This window comes from Photobacterium sanguinicancri (assembly GCF_002265265.1).
In the GTDB taxonomy this organism is placed as follows: domain Bacteria; phylum Pseudomonadota; class Gammaproteobacteria; order Enterobacterales; family Vibrionaceae; genus Photobacterium; species Photobacterium sanguinicancri.
Genome location: NZ_NOIF01000350.1, coordinates 1 through 1,606, shown reverse-complemented (window position 1 = coordinate 1,606; position 1,606 = coordinate 1). Strand labels below are relative to the sequence as shown.

Here is a 1,606-nt window from a genome sequence, read left to right as displayed (position 1 = left end):
GATTAATATTTTTGATAATGAACGAATAGCCGTAATGCTTTTTTTATTACAATAAATTGTACTAACCACGACGAGATCCTCTCATTTCCACTATCCCTTGGTAACCAGGTAAGATATCTTTTGTTTGCGCATTAGGGATACGTGAATTTGTTTTTGATTTATATATTTCTAATGCAGATAAACGACGAGCCAGTGTCATTTTACTAATAAAGCGGTGAGGGATTTCTAATACCAGAGTCACGAAGGTACTAGCTTCATCAGTGCCGTAATTCACTAAATCTTGATCGTCGTATGTTTTACCTTGAACCGCTAGAACACGTACCCGATTTAGTAAGGGCTTAACATCAATATTGGCAGCACGAGGGGATTCAACTCGATCACTTGAAGACATATTTTGCTGAAGTGATGTTAATGCCAAAATATCGATATAATCGCCAGCCTGAACACCTGCGGCAATAATGTGTCGCTGCTCTACGGCTAGAGGAAATGGCGTCATACCCGCGCTTATAATAGTATCGATATAATCAGGTTGATCAGGTGTAATCAAATCTTCTTGCGTTAGCATTTCGCCTGATTTTACATTATGACGAAATACCGCACCTTGATTATATGGCAGGTCTAATAACGCAAAATCAGCCTCTTCTTCAAGACGCTGCTCTGAGCTAAGTAAACCAGTATTAAAATTTTGGCCTTTCTGAATATTAGCTGTTGCCAGCCATACTTTTACTTTTTTTATAATTGGGCCTTGTTGCTGTACAACAACAGGGGCTTCAGGTTTAAACAGCTCTGTAAATACTCCGTATAAACCCACACCTAATGCTAACAAAGCAAATAAGTATGTTATTCGTTGTTTCATATTCCAGCCTTTTCAAATACTAAGCAACCAATGTTAAATACACTTACCAACGAGATAGCAATTCCATAGGGAACACCGCGCTGCTTCAGCTCACCAAAACCTGCGGTAACATAGGCCCAACCAAGCTGAACACCAACCACTACACCACCAACAAGCAAAAACTCAATTAAATTTGTTAACGCCAGGGGGAAGTTAAAACAAAGGGAGTAGCCCATTAATAGTTTAATGTCGCCTGCACCAAATATTTTAAATCTAAATAGACCCAAACCGATAACAAATGTAACTAAAGATACAAGCATGCCTTGCCACATCGGAAATACATCCAATAGCAAAGCTAGAGATAAACAAACTGCAAAATTTAACAACACCCAGTTATTACTAATTTTACGTTGTTTAATATCAGAGATAATAATATTGACCGCAACTGCGGCCAATATACTTAAGAGTAATAAATTCATTCTATGAGTGTGATTGAGAGCCAATCGTGTTCATTTTAGTTGAAATTGTAGCAAAAGCTTGCTTAATTCGGTCTAAGAAACTAGTACCACTGCCACCTGCGGTAGAAGTAAGAACAAAAGATAAAACCCCAGCCATAGCGACTCCAATTAGTGCATACTCAATTGCCGTGACACCGTCTTCATTGTTCCAAAATTGAGATAAAAGGTTTTTCATAATAAGACTCACTTTAAAATGTTAATATTTAATTAAATACTGTTGCTTTATTTATTAGTTCGAAAACAGCACCTTTTG

Annotated in this window: 3 protein-coding genes; all 3 read right to left on the bottom strand. The window is 37.4% G+C overall.

All coding sequences use genetic code 11. From position 1 onward, the window contains the following. Positions 1-61 precede the first annotated feature (61 nt). The 3 genes from cpaB to ASV53_RS23940 are packed head-to-tail and all read right to left on the bottom strand — an operon-like array spanning position 62 to position 1,528. Positions 62-856 (bottom strand): Flp pilus assembly protein CpaB, encoded by a 795-nt coding sequence (cpaB, locus tag ASV53_RS23950; RefSeq protein ID WP_094958981.1) that lies wholly within the window; start codon positions 854-856, stop codon positions 62-64. Next, a complete protein-coding gene (locus tag ASV53_RS23945) occupies positions 853-1,338 on the bottom strand; it encodes an A24 family peptidase (RefSeq protein WP_141226318.1) in 486 nt (161 codons plus the stop codon). Before ASV53_RS23945 ends, cpaB begins: the two co-directional genes overlap by 4 nt. Further along, entirely contained in the window at positions 1,316-1,528 is a 213-nt protein-coding gene (locus tag ASV53_RS23940; protein WP_094958979.1) for a Flp family type IVb pilin, read from the bottom strand. Before ASV53_RS23940 ends, ASV53_RS23945 begins: the two co-directional genes overlap by 23 nt. Positions 1,529-1,606: the final 78 nt, after the last annotated feature.